The sequence below is a fragment of the Haloflavibacter putidus genome (assembly GCF_006546625.1).
Taxonomy (GTDB): domain Bacteria; phylum Bacteroidota; class Bacteroidia; order Flavobacteriales; family Flavobacteriaceae; genus Mesonia; species Mesonia putida.
In genome coordinates this window covers 189,361-210,013 of the sequence record NZ_VIAR01000001.1, presented here as the reverse complement: position 1 = coordinate 210,013, position 20,653 = coordinate 189,361, and the positions used below count along the sequence as shown (strand labels likewise).

The 20,653-nt window shown below is 36.2% G+C and carries 15 protein-coding genes; 2 read left to right on the top strand and 13 right to left on the bottom strand.

All coding sequences use genetic code 11. From position 1 onward, the window contains the following. Nucleotides 1-5 precede the first annotated feature (5 nt). The 5 genes from FKR84_RS00890 to FKR84_RS00870 all read right to left on the bottom strand — a co-directional run bounded on the left by FKR84_RS00890 (nt 6) and on the right by FKR84_RS00870 (nt 10,850). Nucleotides 6-1,124, bottom strand: a complete 1,119-nt coding sequence (locus FKR84_RS00890) for an efflux RND transporter periplasmic adaptor subunit (protein WP_141420296.1) — start codon at nt 1,122-1,124, stop codon at nt 6-8. Nucleotides 1,125-1,132: 8 nt separating this feature from the next. Next, on the bottom strand, nt 1,133-1,615 hold the full coding sequence (locus tag FKR84_RS00885) for a GbsR/MarR family transcriptional regulator (protein WP_141420295.1): 483 nt from the start codon (nt 1,613-1,615) through the stop codon (nt 1,133-1,135). Nucleotides 1,616-1,777: 162 nt separating this feature from the next. Continuing rightward, nucleotides 1,778-4,141 (bottom strand): penicillin-binding protein 1C, encoded by a 2,364-nt coding sequence (gene pbpC, locus FKR84_RS00880; protein ID WP_233357617.1) that lies wholly within the window; start codon nt 4,139-4,141, stop codon nt 1,778-1,780. Nucleotides 4,142-4,175: 34 nt separating this feature from the next. Continuing rightward, nucleotides 4,176-9,713 carry an Ig-like domain-containing alpha-2-macroglobulin family protein gene (locus tag FKR84_RS00875; protein WP_141420294.1) on the bottom strand — a complete coding sequence of 1,846 codons (5,538 nt, stop codon included), beginning with the start codon at nt 9,711-9,713 and terminating at the stop codon, nt 4,176-4,178. Nucleotides 9,714-9,788: 75 nt separating this feature from the next. Beyond that, nucleotides 9,789-10,850, bottom strand: a complete 1,062-nt coding sequence (locus FKR84_RS00870; protein ID WP_141420293.1) for an isoaspartyl peptidase/L-asparaginase family protein — start codon at nt 10,848-10,850, stop codon at nt 9,789-9,791. 328 nt (nt 10,851-11,178) lie between these two features. On the opposite strand from FKR84_RS00870, the gene FKR84_RS00865 reads away from it, so the two are divergent. Both FKR84_RS00865 and amaB read left to right on the top strand, forming a co-directional pair. Continuing rightward, nucleotides 11,179-11,721, top strand: coding sequence for a 3-hydroxyanthranilate 3,4-dioxygenase (locus FKR84_RS00865; RefSeq protein WP_141420538.1), 543 nt, complete (start codon nt 11,179-11,181; stop codon nt 11,719-11,721). Nucleotides 11,722-11,782: 61 nt separating this feature from the next. Next, on the top strand, nt 11,783-13,339 hold the full coding sequence (gene amaB, locus FKR84_RS00860) for an L-piperidine-6-carboxylate dehydrogenase (RefSeq protein WP_141420292.1): 1,557 nt from the start codon (nt 11,783-11,785) through the stop codon (nt 13,337-13,339). A gap of 279 nt (nt 13,340-13,618) precedes the next feature. Here the strand turns inward: amaB and FKR84_RS00855 are convergent, their stop codons facing one another. The 8 genes from FKR84_RS00855 to FKR84_RS00820 form a co-directional block, all read right to left on the bottom strand. Then, nucleotides 13,619-14,332, bottom strand: coding sequence for a LytR/AlgR family response regulator transcription factor (locus FKR84_RS00855; protein WP_141420291.1), 714 nt, complete (start codon nt 14,330-14,332; stop codon nt 13,619-13,621). Between the two features lies 1 nt (nt 14,333). Continuing rightward, the gene (locus FKR84_RS00850) at nt 14,334-15,365 is read right to left on the bottom strand and encodes a sensor histidine kinase (RefSeq protein ID WP_141420290.1); all 1,032 of its coding nucleotides are present in this window, start codon (nt 15,363-15,365) and stop codon (nt 14,334-14,336) included. Nucleotides 15,366-15,373: 8 nt separating this feature from the next. Further along, entirely contained in the window at nt 15,374-16,312 is a 939-nt protein-coding gene (locus FKR84_RS00845; protein WP_141420289.1) for a DUF5694 domain-containing protein, read from the bottom strand. A 2-nt stretch (nt 16,313-16,314) separates the two neighbouring features. Continuing rightward, nucleotides 16,315-17,181 carry a DUF5694 domain-containing protein gene (locus FKR84_RS00840; RefSeq protein WP_141420288.1) on the bottom strand — a complete coding sequence of 289 codons (867 nt, stop codon included), beginning with the start codon at nt 17,179-17,181 and terminating at the stop codon, nt 16,315-16,317. A gap of 109 nt (nt 17,182-17,290) precedes the next feature. Continuing rightward, nucleotides 17,291-17,857: an autotransporter domain-containing protein gene (locus FKR84_RS00835; protein ID WP_141420287.1), complete on the bottom strand. Its 567-nt coding sequence runs from the start codon at nt 17,855-17,857 to the stop codon at nt 17,291-17,293. A 19-nt stretch (nt 17,858-17,876) separates the two neighbouring features. Further along, on the bottom strand, nt 17,877-18,602 hold the full coding sequence (locus tag FKR84_RS00830) for a metallophosphoesterase (RefSeq protein ID WP_141420286.1): 726 nt from the start codon (nt 18,600-18,602) through the stop codon (nt 17,877-17,879). 65 nt (nt 18,603-18,667) lie between these two features. Beyond that, nucleotides 18,668-19,804, bottom strand: coding sequence for an ATP-binding protein (locus FKR84_RS00825; RefSeq protein ID WP_141420285.1), 1,137 nt, complete (start codon nt 19,802-19,804; stop codon nt 18,668-18,670). Between the two features lie 6 nt (nt 19,805-19,810). Further along, nucleotides 19,811-20,563 carry an SDR family NAD(P)-dependent oxidoreductase gene (locus tag FKR84_RS00820; RefSeq protein ID WP_141420284.1) on the bottom strand — a complete coding sequence of 251 codons (753 nt, stop codon included), beginning with the start codon at nt 20,561-20,563 and terminating at the stop codon, nt 19,811-19,813. Between the last annotated feature and the right edge of the window lie 90 nt (nt 20,564-20,653).

Genomic DNA, 20,653 nt, shown 5'->3' with positions numbered 1-20,653 from the left:
TATTTTTATTTAAAAACAGGCTTAATAGGTTGCGCAACACTATCAAATGGTACAGGCTGCGGTTTTATGGGCGCATTGTTACGCAACTGTCCTACACCTTTTGCAACAAACTTTTCTCCTTTTTTAATACCAGATTTCACTACAAGAAAATTATCTACCCGGGTTGTAATCTCTATAGGTTTGTTCACTGCAAGCGTATCGCCTTGTATTCCGTAAACATATACACGACCTTGTCGCTCAAAACTGGAAATTTCTGGAATAATTAAAGCATTTTCATACGTTTCAGGAATTAAAACACTACCACTGTTTCCGTTGCTTAAAATCCTATTTGGATTAGGAAATTGTGCCCGAAAGCTTACAGTTCCTGTTTTAGGGTTAACTTGGCCAGATACAGTTTCTATTTTTCCCTTCTCCTTATAGATTTCTTCGTTGGCCAAACGTAATTTAACCAGCGGAAAATTGGCTAATTTTTCTTCAATATCTTTTCCTTCTGCTTCGCTCAAAAAGTTAAGGTATTCTTTCTCATTCATGCTAAAGAAAGCATAAACCTTATCGGTTTGTGAAACGGTGGTTAACACATCATTAGGGCTTACCAACGCACCATTTCTATGGTTTATAGACCCAATATAACCGTCTACAGAACTTTTTATGTTTGCATAGTCTATATTAGCGGCTACACTATTATAACTGGCTTTTGCTTGTGCAAGCTTTGCTTTGGCAGTTTCTAATTGCACTTGACTTATAATTTCTTTTTCTACGAGTGGTTTTAACTTGTTTACCTCAACTTGTGCCGCATTTACATTGGCTTTTGCAGCTTCTGCATCTTGACTTAAACTTTCTGTTTCTAGTTTAAAAAGCATTTGCCCTTTTGTTACTTTTTGGCCTTCGTCTACCAAAACATCTGTGATGTAACCTTGTACTTTAGGACGTATTTGGCTATTTATAACACCTTCTACACTGGCAGGATAACTCTCATATCCGGTAACAGTTCTGGTTACCGTCTCTGTTACCGGAAACGGTTTTGGCCCTTGGGTTTGCTGTCTTCCTTGTGCTTGATCGCCGCAGGAACTTAAGGATAAAGCAAAAATTACTATAATGCTTAGGATAATATTTCTCTTTTTCATGGTTGTTTCTATTGTGTATCTTGTATTTCTGAAATTTTCTTAAGGGTATTCTGTAAATTTTTTTGCTGATTTTTTAAAAACTCACGGTATAAAAGCCGTACTTGAAATTTGTGGTTAGACTCTTTTTCATCACCTTGGTTAAATTCGTCTATCAACTCCAAAACCTCTAATTCTTTCTCTACTTTAGAAAGATTGTCATTTAAAGCCAACTTTAAATGGTTTCTGCTTGCTCTAAAATACCGACGTCTATCGCCCGGCTTTGTGAAGTAATCTATAATTTTAAGCTGCAACAAAAGATTAATATTGGTAGATATAGAACTTTTGCTGGCACAAGTAATGTTGGTTATGTCTTCAAAACTTAAATCTTCTGAAGGCGATAAAATCAACAATCCTAAAATACGTGCTGCTAGCGGCGATAAATCCATTTCCTTTTCAAAATGAATACCTATGCGCTCTATAAGTTTTCTTTTTTTCTCTGTACAATTAGTCATTTTCACTTTTTCTTCAAATCGAGTGCAAAAGTACACTTAGTTCGTATATAACCGAACAAACTAAACATAAAAAAGTGTTAAAGGTTTATCAACAAATATCAGGAAGTTTCCTTATGGGGAATTTTTATCTGCTAAGCGCAAGCAATCAGCAATTTAGAAGCTTTATTTTTCTCTTTCTATTCGTATGCGTTGTTGTATCTTATTTCCTGCCTCGTCTATAACCGTTAAACGACGCAAGCCCGAAGCAGGAGAAAGGTACTTTTCATGAAAGTTTTGGGTGCTGCCCAGGTAGGTGTTATCCAAATACCAATAAACACGAGTTTGCGGAGAACGATGTATCAGTTTTAAAACAAGCGGATTACTTTCTTCTTTGAAATTTTTAGGTAAAATTATGCTGGTGTTTTTTTTGGGGTAGATAAATTGCATAACCGCGCTATCTTCTCTAGAACAACCATCTTTAAACGACGGAATTTCTTTATAACCGGGATGTTCTTCGGCATAATAGTGAGCCATTATGGGCGGCAAGACAAACCAGTTTTTAAAACGCATGTTTTCTAAAGAATAGCAAGAAGCATTTACTCTAAAATTTTCTTCAGTATCTAAAATAATTTGTTGATGATACCCACAGGTCTGCGTCTGTTTGCCACGAATAGGAATTAATTCTTTTGTGGTGTTTTCACAATAAATTCCGGCTAAATCACCACTTTTGTTGCAAATAGTTGCTTGTTCTAAATCATCGTGCGGTACTTGAAAATTTCCGCCGAAAGGCAATTTCTTAAAGACATCAAAAAGTAAAGGTGCCGCAGCTTGTACGCCAGTAAGTCCGGGTCTTCCCTCACCATCTGCATTTCCTGCCCAAACACCAACCGCATATTTTGGAGTAACGCCAACTGCCCAAGCATCTTTAAAACCATAACTGGTGCCCGTTTTCCAAGCAATAGCTTGATTGCTGCTAAAAAACTCCCAATTACGTTCTTCTTCGGGTCGGTTTACATTTTGTAGGCTTTTTAAGGTGTGATAAATACTTCCTGCAGAAAACACTGATGGCAATGCGATTTTTTTACCAAAATTTGTAGTAGTATTTTTTATATAATGGGCTTTTAAAAATTCATTAGAGCGGTATTGGCTGGAGTTTTCTACATAAAAATTTAAACTCCCTGCCATAGTGGCAAAAGCATTGGTAATATCCCACAAAGAACTTTCTGCACCGCCTAAAATTAACGATAAACCATACGAATTTGCACTGCGGTTAATATCTTTTAATTTTAATTTCTGTAACAGATTATAAAATTTTGCAACACCATAATCTTGTAAAATCCTAACAAATGGCACATTAAGAGACATTGCTAAAGCTTCTCCTGCCGGCGTGGCTCCTCGATATTTCTTATCATAATTTAATGGAGCATAACCGTTAATGTTAGTGGGTACATCTTCTATCAAACTATGCGGCAAAAACTGTCCGGCATCTAAAGCGGCAGCATATAAAAAAGGTTTTAATATACTGCCGGTACTTCGCGGTTGCTGAATTATATCTACAAAAGGATCTTTTTGCGTATTTGGGGCATTACCAATATAACCAACAACTTTTCTTGTTTTTATATCTAGTACCACAACGGCCAGGTTGTGAATTTTGTTTTGTTTTAATTGTAAATAGTGCTTCTTTGCTAATTGTTGCAATTCTTTTTGCAAATTGTACGATAAAGAGGTAGTAATCTGTTTACCTCTATGTTCTTTACGGATTTTTTCTGTTAAATGCGGAGCCAGGTCGGGTAGAGCTAAAGGTTTTTGTGGCAAAGGCTCTTGCAAAGCTAATTCTAAACTTATTTTATCTATAACTTGATTTGCGTGTAATTTATGTAATAATCGGTTTCTTTTTTTTCGCAGAATTGCTTCGTTTTTTCCCGGAAAAATTAAGGCCGGCGCGTTAGGTAAAACGGCTAAAGCTGCTGCTTGTCCCCAACTTAAATCTTTTGCCGGAATGCCAAAATAACGCCAAGCTGCGGTTTCCAAACCAACCACATTTCCGCCGAAAGGTGCATAAGAAGCATATAGATTAAGAATTTCTTTTTTAGAAAAAGCTACCTCTAGCCGGGTTGCTTGCACCAGTTCTATACCTTTTTCAAGATAAGTACGATTTTGGTTTTTCCGCGAAAGCCTAATTACCTGCTGCGTTATTGTACTTCCGCCACGACGTTTATTTGTAGTGATATTCTGCCAAAAAGCTTTTGCTATTGCCACGGGATTAAAGCCAGGATGTTGGTAAAAATATTCGTCTTCAAAATAAAGTAAACACTTGGCAAATCTTTTTGGCACGTGGCTTGTTTCGGGAAATCGCCATTGACCGTCTCTGGCAATGCGTCCACCTAAAAATAAGCCTTCTTTGCTTTTTACAACGGTAGAGGTTGGCGCGGTAAAAAGCTGCTGCGGAAGACAAAACCACCAAACGCCAAAAGCAAGTAAAATACCAAGTAGTACAAACCGGTATTTTTTAAGAAATTTAAATAATTGTTTTTTTTGTGCTTGCAAAATTAGTAGAAGATTTTTAAAACTTCTTAAGGTTTTACTCTATTACCTTTACCCAAACTCCATTATTACGGGCAAAATAGTTATTATCGTACATGGCTTCTGCTTGCGTTCCCGGCAAATAATAGTTGCCCAAATAGGAAGCGTTTAGCTTTACGCGGAAGGTTTTTGTTTGTTTTTTATCCAAATCGAAATAAAAACTCACCCTATCATCCCGAATGTCTTTATACGTATAATTGGTGTTTTGCTCGTTTCCAAAATTGGTAAATCCGGTATTTACAATTTCCCATCCACTTGGAAAAAGTTGTGTTAATGCTACGTCTTTAATAGCGTCTAATCCGGTATTGGTAATTGTTATTTTTGACGTAATTTCTGTGCCTTGGCGTAAATTTTTAATGTTTAGTTTGCTGCCTTCTGCATCTACAAACTGTGTTTTTACTTGCAAATTGCGTTGTTCTTGTAATTCTTTTCCAACCGGTAACTTCCCGCTTTGGGTCAAGGTTACAAAAACCATCTGATTATTATGATTTGTCAGGTTTAATTTATTTTCGTCTGCTTTCAAGTGGAGCTTTTTACTAACCAAACTTTTATCAGATTTAGCATTAAATTCTTTTCCATTTAGGATATAGCCCACATTTATAGCTTTTTCATCTTGTTTTACTGCCATTTTAGATAACGCCAACAAGGCATAGGCCGTTTCTTGCGTGCTGTACCATTTTTGCGAAGACAAGCCTTTGGCTAAAGATTGTGCCAATTCTAGCTGATTTTTGTCTTCTAATAAAACCAAAGTTTCTAATGCCATTGCTTTGTTTCTAAATGCAGAACCGTAGGTAAACTTATTGTTTTTACTTTCGTCAAAATTAATATTGGTTGTAGAACGTAAATCGTTGGCAATATCTTTTTTACCATTTTGAGCATAGGCAGCAGCCAGACGCCATTTTGCAGCTGTGTTCATCTCATTAGATTCGCGCAAACGGTTCATTGCGGCCAATGCCGGTTGTCCTGCCAAAGCTAGAGTATATAAACGGTAAGCCTGATTTAGACTACTGTTATACGATGTATACGAATTACGCCAATGTTGGGCTTTACGTTTTTGGTGAGACAACCAATTAGAAAGCAAACTTACCGGCAAAACATAACCTTTCTGTTTGGCTTCCAGCATAAAATGTCCCGCATAAGTAGTAGACCAATCGTCTGGAGAATTACCTCCTGGCCAATACGCAAATGCGCCCGAAGCTAATTGATAATCGTTTAATTTTTGTAAAGTACTTTCTATGTTTTCTTTAATTTCTTGTTTTTTATCATAGGTAATTTCTGCCAAATCGTTGAGGTATAATTGTGGAAAAGCACCAGAAATAATCTGTTCTAAACATCCGTGCGGATAATTGATTAAAAAATCTAAACGCTTCTCCAAATTAATTGGTGGTAAAGTAGAAACTACAAGATTGGCGCTATTACTTCCAGAAACGCCAAAAGGTGAAAATGTAAAGCTAGCCTCTTGCTCGTTTTTTAAGGCTTTAGTTTGCACTTTATGGGTTACCGGATTTGGGTTAATTACATCTATCTCTACAAAAGACTTTGCTTTTTCGCCGGCGCTTGAGGCAAAAACTTGTATGTTTTGTGGCTTACTGGCAGAATTTACTTCAAATTCAAAGTTTACAATTTGTTCGCCTACTTCGTTAAAACGTATATTTTGCTTGGTTTCTTTTAGAGGTTTTAAAGCAGCATCTGTTTTTACCTTTACCTGCACATTTTTTATCTTTTTTTCCATCGCAAAGACGGTTACCGGCAGCGTTACTTTTTCTCCCGGCGATAATTTCCGCGGAAGCGAGGTTAATACCATCAATGGTTTTTTTACAGAAATCGTTTTTTCTGCATTTCCGTAAGCTGTATCTTCCTCATTGCCAGCAACTACCATTGCGCGTACAGAGCCTATATAATTTGGCATGTATAATTTGTGTGTTGCGGTTTTTCCGGCTTCTAAATAAAAAGGGCCTAAATAACTTACAACTGGTTTAAAACGATCTGCTTTTCTGTTTTTTGCGCCGGCAGCCAAATCTCCCCCACCAATTTCGTAAATATTGTCTACACTTCCGGTAAAAGCCCCTATCACATCATCATAAATGTCAAAGGTTTTTACGCCCAATGCCTCGCGGGCATAAAAAGCTTGGTGAATGTCGGGCGTTTTAAAACGTGTAAGATCTAACAAACCTTCGTCTACCACGGCCAACGTGTAGGTCATTGCACGGTTGTTTTTTTCAGATACCTTTACGGAATAATTCTGTTCTGGCTTTATGCTTTTAGGGAGTTGTAATTCTGGTTCTAGCTTGGTGTTTGGGTTTTCTACTAAAATTGGAATAACCCCATAAAGTCTGATTGGTAAATCGTTTTTGGTTTGTTCGTGTGCTTGCAATAACGTGATATTTACATAAATGTTGGGCGCCATTTCTTTACTTAACGGAATTTTTACTTGCGTCTCTCCTTTTTTGGTTTCTACCCATTGTTGCGATAAGACTTTGCTGCCATTTTCAATACTAATTAAAGCATTACCACCTTCTCCCGATGGAAAAGTAATAACTGCTTCTTCGCCTACTTTATAAGCTTTTTTATCTGCCGAAAAAACCAACATCTTAGCCGATTCAGATTGCGCATCAGATGGGTTTTTGTGCCAATCTTCATAAAAATAAGTTAGTTTTCCGGTGGCGTGACCAGAGGCTTCGTCTACAATTCTAATTAAGTATCTGCCGGCTTCGCGCTCGGGAATATTCAAGCTAAATGTTGCTTTACCATTAGCGTTGGTGGTTATTTCTGTTTTTTTAATTGCTCTGTGTACTTCGGCATTTTCGTAGCGGGAAAGATTGTCTTTTCCACGGTTCCACCACCAACGCCATTCTATTTTATAAGCATAAACTTTCAATTCCCGATTGGCGGCGGGTTTGGCTTCGTCGTTAAGACTAAGTACTTTAAAATTAATATCTTCTTCTGTGTTGTAGGAATCGTATTTTTCAGTTTTTGGGGTTTGCAAACCAACAAAATAGGGGTAAGGCGCTAATTTTTTTGAAATAACATCCATCGAGAAATCGCCGCCGCCTTCAAAAACTTTGGTTAGGAAATTGGCTTGTAGCATTCCCGGAGCTTTGGTGTTAAGCGGAATGTTTTTTTGAAAATTCACTTTACCGCTTTCCGAAAGTTGGGTTTCTAGAAATTTGTTTTCTATACTTTCAAAACTGCGCACCGGATCTGTAAAAATATAATTCTGGTAATTTGGGAAAGCACTGGGCGCCGGACTTAGCTCTACATTTATAGCTGCTTTTAAATTTCTGGCCGGTGCGCCGTGCAACCATTTTGCAGACAAACTGCCTTCTATCGTTTCTTCTGCTTTTAAGATTTCTTGATCAAAATCTATATTAATTTTTAAACGGTTGGGTTTTACCGTTGCTACTTTTAGGGTTTTGGTAAAATTTGCGCCACCAACACTTATTTTGGCCTCCCAATTGCCGGTAGGATCGTTTTTCTGGGTTGCGATGGGAAAATAATAAAAACCGTTTTTAGCTTTTCTTGAGGTTTTTGTTTCCCGTAAATTTTCTTCTAAAACCAACCTGCCGCGCGCGTCTGTAACAGAAAGTTGTATGGGATGTTCTTGCGGAATGGGATTTTCTTTATCGTTTAATACAAATGTTAGATGAATGCTGTCTCCGGGTCTATGAACACCACGTTCTGTATATAAAAAGCCTTTTAAACCGCGTCGTAATTCTTGTCCCGAAACATCAAACTTGCTTAACGAAAGGGCGTTGCCGCCGTCTAAATCCGCGTAAGCGTAATTATTTCCTTTTTTGGCAATAATAAAAGCTGCTTTCCGGTTGGTGGTAACTTTTGCAATGCCTTCTTGTTTGGTGGTAGCTTTTTTAATGAGCTGTTTTTGAAAATCGTACAAAGAAATTTTTACACCAATTTCCCGATTTCCTTTTAGCAAATTTGTAGTTACTACGTTATAGGTGTTTTTGTTGCTTTCTTTTACCAATAAACCAAGGTCTGACCCTAAAATATTGGTTCTGGCAAAGCGGTCTTCTTGGTAATAAGATGCGTGACACGGATTGTCTTTTTCTTGCCAATTGTAGGGTGTTTGGCGCCAGTTGTACAGCTCGTTATTCCAATATTGCTCTTCGCGATATTGCTCGTTTGGGTAAGCTTTTTCTGTTTGTACTACTGGTTTTTGCTCGTTTTTGTCTTGGTTACCGCATTTGTAGGTGCTGTAGTTTTTTCTAAAACTTATTTCTACTTGATAAACAGCACCTGGATCTGCTTTTATAAAATTAGATAAATTTATAGCGTGAGCTTGCCAGTTGCTAGTATTAAACGAGTTAGTGTTTTTTAAACGAATGGTTTTTTGCGCAATTTTTCTTCCAACTCTTCTTATATTATAGGTGTTGTATAAATTGGAAGTTTGCAGCAAAGACAAAATATTATCTTGGTAAATTTTGATAATGCGCACATCTACAGCGCGTAAGTTTACGGTTTCAAAATGTATGGGCGTGTTGGTAGATGCCGGTAAAATAACGCCTTTAGATAGCATTCTAACGGCCGGTTTTAATTCTTGAAAACCAATAAGTTCACTGAAGTTTTGCTGCAGCGTAGCGCCTTGCAGGTTTTGCAAACCGCTAAAAACTTCTACTTTTAGTTTGCCGGTTACGCGCTTTTTAGGATAAACGTGCAGAACGTTATTGTCTACTTCAAAACGTAGATTTTTTTGGTTTTCTATATTTACCAAACCCTGGAAATCTTGCTGCGGATTTATAGGATCTGAAAAATTGATAGCCAAAGAAACTTCCTCGTCTAATCTGCTGTGTATATCTACAATTTTAAAGTTGTCTTGCCCGGCTATTTTAAAGTTACGTTTACCTTTATGTTCTGCGCCAATAGGTTTCCCATTCCACGAAAGTGAAATTTGATCTTTTTGTTTTTTTCGACTTATGCTATCTATTTTAAAGTGAAAAATAGTAGACGTGGCGGCATTATTCCCCCAAGATATAGGCAAGGTTTTACCGTCTTGTTTGGCAATAAGCAATTGTTTTGCTTGTATTAAATTAATTACATCTGCGGTTTCTATTTCTCCAAATAAGTATTGTTTTTCTTTAGAGTATGATTGCAGATTACCTGTTTCTATTTTAAAATTGGGGGCAATAGTTTTAAAACTAAAAGTATACTTTTCTAAACCTTTTGGTAGGTTTCCGTAAACCTCTTTAAGGTTTATACTTAGAATGTATTTGGTGTCGGGTTTTAAGTTCTCTTTTGGTTGAAACAACAAAGTATTGCCGTTTTCTATGTACAATTTCCCGTTAATTTCAGGAGAAATGGCTATTAAGTTAGAGGGTATTTCCTGCGAAAGCTCGTATTGCGCAACTTGCTTGTTGAGTTTAATTTTAATGGGTGCCGCAACAGAATGTCTCCCGTTGGTGTGGTAACTTATATAATCTTTATACTCATAGAGATTGTCGGTTTTTTGAGTGTCATCATCTTTACAGGTAGTAAAAATAAGACTTATGATAAACAATAAGGTAAAATAATAAAAACGCATAAAACTTTTATTAAAAGAGGAAACTTAAAGGTAAGCAGAATGTTGGTGTGAAAAAACTAACTTTTACAAAAGGCTTCATTCTTCTTTAAACATGTTAATTCTCAACTCTCCGTTCACGTAGCTGGCGCGAAACATTCCTTTGGTATTAAATGGCATGCTAATGTTGCCATTTTTATCTAACGCAATCATACCGCCATTACCGCCCATTTTTGGTAGTTTTTTATAGATTACCTCTCGGGTAGCTTTTTCTAACGAAAAGCCTTTATATTCCATCAAAGCCGAAACATCGTATGCCAAAACGCCACGAATATAAAACTCTCCCCAACCGGTAGAAGAAATCGCGCAGGTTTTGTTATTGGCATAGGTTCCCGCACCAATTATGGGCGAGTCGCCAATGCGGCCCCATTTTTTATTGGCCATTCCGCCGGTAGAAGTTCCTGCTGCCAAGTTGCCTTCTTTATCTAAAGCAACACAACCTACGGTACCAAACTTAGAATTTTTAAGAAAAGGATTGTAGTTGGAAGCCTGTTTTAGAGAATCTTCTTTCTTTAAACGTTGTAGGGTTTTTAACTGCTTTGGCGTTACAAAATATCCCGAATCTACCATAGCTAAACCTTGTTGTTTTGCAAAGGCTTCTGCGCCTTCGCGTGCCAGCAAAACGTGTTTTGAGCTAAGCATAACTTCTTGCGCCAAAGCTATGGGGCTTTTTACATTTTTTACACCAGCTACTGCGCCGGCATTTAAGGTTTTTCCAGTCATTATAGATGCATCTAACTCGGCTTCTGCTTGGTTGGTGAGCACCGCGCCAACTCCGGCATTAAACAATGGCGAAGCTTCTAAAATTTGTATGGTTTGGCTTACGGCATCTACTGCTTTTCCGCCGTTTTTTAGAATTTCGTTGCCTTTAGAAATCGCTTCCTTTAGTTTATTGCGGTAAGCATTTTCAAGACTATCGCTTAGATTTTCTTTAACAATATAACCCGCTCCGCCGTGAATGGCAATTGCAAAAGGCGGTTTTTCTTTGGTAAACAAAGTGTCTTTTACCGTTACCAGCCTACCGGTTTTTGGTTGTTCTTTTTGGTTTTGACAAGCGATAAAGCTTAGGCAAAATACGAATAGATAAAAAAGGTTACGCATACTTTTTTTACTAAAAATAAACATTTTTAAACGCTATAAGAAGTTTTTTATTTTTTCTTTACGGAAGGTGGAAAGTCTGTCATTTTTTTGCGGCAGCGATAGTAGTGAAAATCCCGGCTTGTGCTTTTTTTGGTTTCAATTAGCCACAGCAAAAGGTAGACTGCTTTTATCTTTACGGAAAACATTGAAAAACAGCAACAACACAAACGGAATTGTAACGGATAGCGCGGTTTTGGTCTTTTTTGGCCAAAAGCTGCCCAAATTACAAATAGAAATTAGAGCTATTAAAATGCTTTTAGTAAATTTAAGCAATCAAAAAAACTTTATTATGGCTATTGCAAAACCTTTTAATTTAGATAAGTGGTTAGAAGAAAATCGTAAACATTTAAAACCGCCGGTAGGTAACAAAAATTTATACAAAGAATCTGACGATTATATTGTAATGATTGTGGCCGGACCAAACGCGCGTAAAGATTACCACTACAACGAGACCGAGGAATTGTTTTACCAATTGGAGGGCAATATAGAAGTACACATTCAAGAAGATGGCAAAAAGAAAACCATGCAATTAGGACCGGGAGATATGTATTTGCATCCCGCAAAAGTGCCGCATTCTCCGGCGCGTGGAGAAAATTCTATTGGTTTGGTGGTAGAGCGGAAGCGTAAAGATTTGCCGGGCAAAGACGGTTTGTTGTGGTTTTGCGATAATTGCAACCATAAACTATATGAGGTTTACTTTCCGTTAGATAATATAGAAAAAGATTTTTTAAAGCATTTTAAGCATTTTTACACAAGCAAAGACTTGCGAACCTGCGATAATTGCGGCGAAGTGATGCCGGTTGACAAACGTTTTGTAGCAGATGAGGAATAACCGTCTATTTTTGTTATTTTCGCAATTAGTTGATTATTAATTCGAAAAAAATAAAAATTTGATGAGTGAGATTGCGAAAAACTTTGGAATTGACAAAGCCTTGAAAGATTTAGGTTTAAATCAAGATATAAACAAAGGTACTTCTACCGGAATGGATTTTTTTAGTAACGGAGAGGTTATAGAATCCTATTCTCCTGTTGATGGGGCTTTGATAGGAAAAGTAAAAGCTACCACCAAAGAAGATTATGAAAAAGTAATTACTACCGCAGAAAAAGCTTTTAAAGAGTGGCGCACAATGCCGGCACCACAACGCGGTGAGGTTATACGACAATTTAATGACGAGTTGCGTCGCCTTAAAGAACCATTGGGTAAATTGGTTTCTTACGAAATGGGAAAATCGTACCAAGAAGGTTTGGGCGAGGTACAAGAAATGATAGATATCTGCGATTTTGCCGTAGGACTTTCGCGCCAATTGCACGGTTTGACCATGCACTCGGAGCGTCCCGGACACAGAATGTACGAGCAATATCATCCGCTTGGCGTGGTAGGTATTATTTCTGCATTTAACTTTCCCGTAGCAGTTTGGTCTTGGAACACAGCTTTAGCTTGGGTTTGTGGTGATGCTTGTATCTGGAAAGGATCGGAGAAAACGCCTTTAACTTCTGTTGCTTGTCAAAATATTGCAGCACGTGTGTTTTCTGAAAATGGTTTGCCAGAAGGGATTTCTTGTTTAATTACCGGAGATTATAAAGTTGGCGAAATGATGACCAACGATGAGCGCGTGCCGTTAATCTCTGCAACCGGATCTATTAGAATGGGTAAAATTGTAGCACAAGCCGTAGCAAAACGTTTAGGAAAATCTTTATTAGAGCTTGGCGGAAACAACGCTATTATTGTAACACCAGATGCCAACATTAAAAACACCGTAATTGGTGCTGTATTTGGTGCGGTTGGTACTTGCGGACAGCGTTGTACTTCTACTAGAAGATTAATTGTGCACGAAGATGTGTATGATAAGGTTAAAGACGCGATTGTAGATGCGTATAAGCAAATTAGAATTGGGAATCCTTTAGATGAAAACAACCACGTTGGTCCGTTAATTGACAAAGATGCGGTTAAAAATTACCAAACTGCTTTAGATAAAGTTGTAGAAGAAGGCGGAAACATTTTGGTTGAAGGTGGCGTTTTGGAAGGCGAAGGTTACGAAAGCGGTTGCTACGTAAAACCTGCCATTGCCGAAGCAGAAAACCATTATGATATTGTACAACACGAGACTTTTGGTCCTGTTTTATATATTATGAAGTATAAAGGCGATGTTGCTAATGCTTTAGAATTGCAAAATGGTGTTAGGCAAGGTCTATCTTCTGCTATTATGACCAATAACTTGCGCGAAGCAGAACGTTTCTTATCTGTAGAAGGATCTGATTGCGGAATTGCAAACGTAAACATTGGTACATCCGGAGCAGAAATTGGCGGCGCTTTTGGCGGTGAAAAAGAAACCGGCGGCGGACGCGAATCTGGTTCTGACGCTTGGAAAATTTATATGAGAAGACAAACCAACACGATAAATTATACAACCGAGTTGCCATTGGCACAAGGAATTAAATTTGATTTATAGAAATCATTTTTAAGTTTAAATAATAATAAGTAAGTGTCAGATTGCGCGATGTCGAAAGATGTCAGGTCGAGCGGAGTCGAGACCTTAACAATAGAACACGTTTAACTTAAATTTCAAAACCCTCTTGTTTTTGCAGCAAGAGGGTTTTTTATTTCTTTTTGGGTTTAGATTTTAAAAACGTTAAGAAACGCTAGGAGAAAAGACTAAACTATAATAGGGGTTTTATATTGAAAAAAATTAAGCAAAATTACGATTGTAAAATAGAAGCTAAAACTTACTTTATAGCTTTATGGCGTTTATTTTTTCAAAAAAAGCGGTTTTATAAGTTTCCCCTAAAGGAAGCTCTTTATTATTTATAAAAACCGAATAACTCTGTGTTTTTTCAATCTTATTAATTGCCACAATAAAGGATTTGTGAATTTTAATAAAATTGTTTTTTGGTAAATTTTCTTGTAGGTTTTTTAAGGTATTGTAAGTAACCAACTGTTCATTTTTGGTGTGAATTATTACATAATTTTTAATGCTTTCTAAGTAGAGGATCTGCGCAAGTTGCACTTTGCTAAAATTGTTCTTGCCGTCTGTTTTAATAAAAAAATAATCTTCTTGTTTAGTTTGCTCATTCTTGTTTTTAGTAGAACTCTTTTTTGCTTTTTCGATAGCTTCTAAAAAGCGTGGAAACGCAATTGGTTTCAAAAGATAATCTACCGCATTAAGCTCAAAACCCTCTACCGCAAATTGTGGGTAGGCGGTAGTAAAAATAATTTTAGCATCATATTTTATCAATTTAGATAATTCTAACCCGGTTATGGTAGGCATCTGGATATCTAAGAAAATAATATCGGGTTGGCGTTGTCTAATTAATTCTAAAGCTTCTATAGGTTTGGTAGAGCTCGCAAGCAGTTCTAGCTCTTTTACCATTTTTACAAATTTTTCTAAAACACGAATAGCCGGTGGCTCATCATCTATAATTAAACATGTAAATTGACTGGACATATTAGTTTTTTAGCGGAATTTTTAAGAAAACAAAATACCTATTTTCTTTTTGAAAATGCTTTAGTTCATAGGTTTTTTTGAACAATAAGTGCAAACGTTGTTCTATATTTTTATAACCTATACCGCCAACATCTAAGTGTTGGTCGGTTTTAATTGCGTTGTTTAAACTAAATTCTAAATATTCGTCCATAATGGTAAGCTTTAGAAAAACAGGCTCTTCACGATTATCTAAAACCCCATGCTTAAAAGTATTTTCTATAAAATGAAGCAAAAGCAAAGCAGGTATTTTATAGTTTTTGGTGTTTTTAGGAAAAGATTTTTCAATAAACAAATTATCGTCAAACCTTCTTTGAAACAAACTGATATAATTTTCTAGAAAGCGCAATTCCTCTTTTAAGAATACAAACTCTTTTTCTTGTTCGTAGGTGATGTAACGAAGCATTTCTGAAAGTTTTAAGATATCGTCGCTCAATTTGCTGTTTACATCCAAAGCCTCTGCATAAAAACTATTGAGTGTATTAAAAAGAAAATGCGGACTCAATTGCGATTTTAATGCGCGCAATTCGGCTTGCTTTTTCTTTAATTTTAACGCATTGATTTCTTGTTTGGTGTTAAGCAAATGCTTGACAAAATAAAACACCAAGGCCAGTAAAAAAATCCGAAAAGCGTAATAAGAATTGTCAAAAATATAATAAAGCGGCCGTAATGAGTCGGGGTAATAATTGTGATAACCAGTGATAGCATACAGTATTACTTCTTCAAAAATATAGCGTAAAGCTGCAAATAGTAAGAGAATGCCTAATAAACCCAAAAACAAATTTCCCCATTTTTTTTGCGGAACGCACTTCGGCGCAAGCCAAGAATAAACGATATAGAAAACACCTATTTGCAAAAGCAAGAACTCAATATTATGCAGTAAATAGAGGTTAAAAGAGTTTAAATTATCTTTTAAGACAATATCAGAGAATACTTCCATGATAATAAAAAGTATCCAAAAAATAAGATGGTATCGTATTTCTTGTTTTTTATTCATTTGTTAAATTAATCTTCTAATAGTGTTACTTTAATCTCCGGAAAGTCCTTTTTTAAAGATTTCTCCAAACCTATGATATGCGTTGCACCAACGATCACGATATTTTTTTTCGCCCTATTGGCTTTTATTTGACTTCCTATATTTTTTGCCATTCGTTGGTTTCTTTTATTCCAATACTTTTCGCCCAACGTACAACTTTTTGTTTTGTTTTTCACATAGGTAAATGCAGCAAGCTTATGCAATCTTGTTAGAGATTTTCTCTTATTCACATACCAGCCCAATCTGCCAAAAAGTGCCGGAATTATTCCACGATTATACTGCTTTTTATTGATTTTTTGGTTTATTTTATTATCGCCATTTTCTTTTCCTTCTTGAGCACATTTTTTCCAAGCCAAATGGTATTTTTTATTGGTCTGCTGGTCGTCCATAGATTGTAAACGTTTGATATTTAATTGCAAAGCGAGTTTTGCGGTTAAATCTCCATCTTCGTGTCGGCTTGGTTTTTTAGTACCTTTTGAACCGTGTTTTTTAATATAACGGTAAAATTTATAATTGGCGTAATCTCTTAGATAACCAAAAGAGTAAATTAGAGTATCTAATTGGCTTGCCGTTAAATTCTTAAAACTTTTTTTCAAAAGCCGGTTTAATTTCTCTTTACGGAAGGAAAAGTTATGCCGAAGCGAATCTGACAAAAAATAAAATTCTTTATAGGCTTTAGACCAGCCGTCTTTTAAATATTGCCAACTTATGGAATCTTGCGCACGCGGACTTTCAACATAAATAGCTTCTGGCTTGTAATCTAAAACTTTTTTTAAAAGGGTTTTATAACTGTTTTTTACAATTTTTGGAACCGTATGCATAGTTCCAATTAACAAAACTTCTTTCTTTTGCGCTAAAGAAGCCGGACCAATATAAATAACAAAAAAAATGAGAATTAAATTTTTCATTTTTAAAGGTTATTGAATTCTACGAGCTCATATTCTGGAGTACATTCAAATAACCATTTTAAAATAGGCACGTGTCCGGCACCAAATAAAACCAAAATGCGGTCGTTTTTAGTATTTTCAATTTTTTGAATATTTCTAAAAATCCTAAGATTTCGGTTTAACCAAAGCATAGAAAGTGCGTCGGGTCCCTCGTTTGCATCAGAAGTAAATTGGCCGCCGGCAATATAGGCGCCAAAACCGCGATTCAATGCTTTTTCAGAATTCATATATTTAAAACTTTGCAATAAAGTAGTATTAACTTCTACTTGATCTTTATAGCGGTAGTATTTGTAGTAGCGTTTGGAAATTTTATCTTCTCCGCCAAAATAATGCCTTTTAGTTATAGTGTCTATATAAGTTTCTGGGCTTGATGTATCTTTCTTCAGCTGCAATTCATACAGCAAAGAGGGAGCATCTACGCCATAAATTGTATCCAAATTAAAACGATTTACCAATCGCATTCCTATTTGGCTGGTTTCGCTGGCGCGTAATTTTTCTGTCCCGTTTTTATAAGCTTTGTAATTGGCAAAGAGATAACCAGTATTTTTCCCGGCTTCGACCATAATTTTTGTTGGATTAAATTTACTGATGTAATCCAGCAATTCTTGCAGTTCTAGTTGTCGTTTTTTTGAGTAGATATTAATTTTATCTTCTTCTGTGGTTTTATGAGCGTCTAAGCCCGGATAATTAAAATGAAAACTGCCAACCAAAAGTACTTGCGGCACTTGTTCTCCTTTCCGTAAAAACACATCGGGATCTTTAAAAGTTGTTTGTGCAATAGCTTGCGAAAGACTGCAACAAATCAAAAAGGGAATTAGAATAAATTTCATAAAAAAATGCTTTATAGGTTGAAAACTAAAACTATAAAGCATTTTGAAAGAAAAATTTTAAATAAAACGAACATCCGTTTTTTTAGGATGAAACCTGTTTTCTGTACAATTAAAATCTATACCCAACCGTTAAACCGGCATTAAACTCAATTGCAGAAAAACGATCTTTTACCTCTTCGCTAAAATTACGGGCAATATTGACATAAGGTCCAATTACAAATTTGTTGTTGAAATTCCATTTATAACCGGCGCCAATTCCTACCATAAAAGTATTCATATCTGTTTCTACAGTTTTTATTTCTGTAGTTTCCGGGCCGGTAGGTATTTGTTTATCCTGTTCAAAATCCCCAAAACGGTATTTTAAAAATGGATTAGCATAAATACCAGAGCCGGGAGTTTCTTCGCCAAAATAATAATTGTACCCAAGCTTAAAACTGTTGGTGTTAAATTTTCTGGAGCCGGACTCCGAATGATAATTTATACGGTCGTTAAATAGAATTTCTGCGCCAATAGACTGGTTAAAACCAATAAAACGTTCGTAACCAACCTCTACCGAAGCAATGGCTATGGTGTTGGCAATGTTTAATTTTACTTCATTTTGCGGAAAGTCGTTTTCTTGGGCTTGCATTGTGTAACCCAGAAAAAATAACGAACTTAAAAGAGCTATTTTTTTCATGATAAAATTGTTTTTTTGATTAATTTCTTCCCTTTTCATCAGGATAGAGTTGATAAACCGGTTCGCTTTGGTACACTTTTTTGCTTTCTACATTTATCATAGAAAGTTTGCCTTTAAAAGCGGCGCCGGTATCTACATTCCATACATTGGCAGCGTTTACCGGACTTTCTTTGTTAATTCTTGTTGTTGGGGTGTGCCCGATAAAAATTTCCTTAAAGAGTTTTAAACGTTTAGGATAAAATATATCGTCTTCTTCTAGGTTTTTATCAAGTGCCAAAGCCATTTCCCACAAAGTGCGGTCCCAATAAAAAACATAATCTTCATATTCCTGCGCCGGACCGTGAATATTGGCGAAACCTGCATGTAGAAACAAACGGTTTTCTTCGTTTATATAGTAGTTTTTGGTGTTTTCTAAAAAATGTAGATGTTCTTTAATTTCTGTTTCCGTAAAGTCTTCGTAAGCATTTAAGGTAGACCGACCGCCGTGTTCTAACCATTGGTCGTATTTTTTTCTGGTTCGCAACCAATAGGCTACTAAATCGTCATGATTGCCTTTTATAAAAATACAATCGTGGTCTTGCGATAAATTTATTAGGTAACCTATAACATTGGCAGAATCGCTCCAACCGTCTACATAATCGCCCAAAAAAATGAGTCGATCGTTTTTTGTGACTTCAGCGCGTTCTAAAACTTGTTTTAAGGCTTTTAAACCGCCGTGAATGTCTCCAATAGCAAATGTTCTCATAGTAATTTCTGAATGTGGTAAAAATAAGGAATGTTAAATTAATAGCGGGAAATTTTGGCGAAACTTTAATTATAGCGCAGTTTCCGCAAAATACGCATGCTTTCTTTATAGCGTTCGTAAGCTGCAACAGACCGGGTTTTTAAAAGGCTTTTTGCGTTTTCTAATTTTGGTAAAGCTTGTTCAAAATTATTAAAATGGCAAAGTAGGTAAGTTGCCGGTAATTTTAGTAAGTCTTTTTCTTCTTGAGCGGTAAGCTTTTGTGTTTTTTCCAACTTTTGAAGCAATGCATTGTTGCTGTTAAAAATGTGGTATAAGGTCTTTTTAGGGAATTTTGGCGGTACAAATACCATTTTACTTTCAATTTCGTAACTCATATTGTTTTTAAAATGAAAAGTAACTTCCTCTAAAGGGTAATATTTATAGCTTTCGTACAAACCTAAATGTACATATTCTACAATTTTAAAACTGTCTTTGTTATAAGCAATACTTATCTCGTCTAGATCTGAATAAAAGAGTTTTACCTGCTCGTTTATCAACTCGATATTTACGCGGGAGTGGTAAATGGTGTCTTCAATCTTTTTCTGTTTTGCCGCCCAGCAAACCACAAAATATTCTTTAAAAACTTTATAAGTAGGATGGTAATCTTCATTTTTACGCATAAACTCAAAGACGCCGTCTAAGGTGTCTGCTATAGTGTTTTGCGAGTGTTTTTCTATTGCAGCAACTATTTTAGAATTTATATCTTTTAATTCTACATCAAAAGCTTTGGGTAAACTTATGCTACCTTCCCTAAAGAAAACCATCCCGCCATAATATTTCCAGATGTTTTTTCTAAGCGCACATATTTTGTTTTTTTGTGCCCGAATACTTACCAGTCCTACTACTTTATCGTTGGGCAAATGTGGAAATAAAATATTCTCATAAGTAACTAAAGGCGGATTTTCTAAGTAAGCATTTATGAGGTTTTGAATTTTACTATCGTCAAAAAAATCTACTCCAACCACGCGGTTATCTTTATCTTCTACACCAATAACCAAATAAGAATTGTTGTTGGGGTTGCTGTTTGCCAGCGCACAAATATGTTTTAAAAATTTGCCTTTTCCCTCGGTTTCGTTGATGTTTATTTTGCGTTTCTTATCATAAAAACTATTCTCATCGTTGTGAGCTAATAGGTTTTTTATAAGAAGCCGCTTGTTTAACATGACAATTTATTTTTTATCTATAATAGTAGACGAAGCTTGGTCTGTACACATCACCATCAAATCTGCAATATTTACGTGTGCCGGCCGCGTTAGCATAAAATGAATAATCTCTGCAACGTCTTTAGGTTGTAAAGGCGTGTAACCCTCGTAAACCTTTTTGGCTTTTTCTTTATCGCCTTTAAAACGAATTTCGCTAAACTCGGTTTCTACCAAACCGGGATTTATTGCTCCAACTTTTACACCGGTGCCGTTTAAGTCTAAACGCATACTTTTATTTATGGCATCTACCGCGTGTTTGGTGGCAGAATATACATTGCCGGTCGGGTAAACTTCTTTTCCGGCAGTAGAGCCAATATGTAAAATATGGCCTTTTTTGCGCTCTAGCATTCCGGGCAAAATGGCTTTGGTCATATACAGTAAACCTTTTATATTTATGTCTATCATGGCATCCCAATCTGTCGTATTGCCGTCTTGTATCAAATCTTTTCCGTGAGCGTTGGCGGCATTATTGATTAAAATATCTATTTGCTGAAATTTCTCCGGCAAACTTTCTACTTTTTGTTGTAATTCTTCTTTATCGCGAACATCAAAATTTAAACATAAAACAGCGGTTTGTTGACTGAGTTCCTTTTCCAATTTCTCTAAACGCTCTAGACGTCTTCCGCAAAGAACAAGTTGAAAGTTTTCTTGGGCTAACCTTTCGGCAACGGCTTTTCCTATTCCGCTGGTAGCGCCGGTTATTAATACTGTTGAAGGCATATAATTTCTTTTTTGAATTGTTAAAACAATTTAGTTTTTGGTTAAAAATACGTTAATCTGAGCTTTTTGCTGCAACATCGCTACAAAGCC